General features: G+C 62.1%; 1 pseudogene. It reads right to left on the bottom strand.

The features are described from left to right. Positions 1 to 253 (bottom strand): annotated as a pseudogene (locus QP140_RS10110) (pyridine nucleotide-disulfide oxidoreductase); the annotation flags it as partial.

Here is a 253-nt window from a genome sequence, read left to right as displayed (position 1 = left end):
CCTCTGCGGCATCGGCCAGCAGATTGGCCACGGCCTCGTTGGCATCGCCCTTGGTATTACCAATCAGGCCGACCGGCCCGCGGCGAACCCAACCGGTGGTGTAGAGGCCAGTGATGGCCTCGGCTGCTTCATCCTCGGTGTTGTCGGATTCGATGACTCGACCACCGACGTTGGAAATGACGTTCTTTACGTTGTCGAACGGGATACCCGGCAGTGCATCAGAGCGGTAGCCCACGGCGGAGTAGACAGCGCC

Source organism: Corynebacterium sp. UMB9976, from assembly GCF_030212265.1.
GTDB lineage: Bacteria > Actinomycetota > Actinomycetes > Mycobacteriales > Mycobacteriaceae > Corynebacterium.
This window is presented reverse-complemented; position numbering and strand designations above follow the sequence as displayed.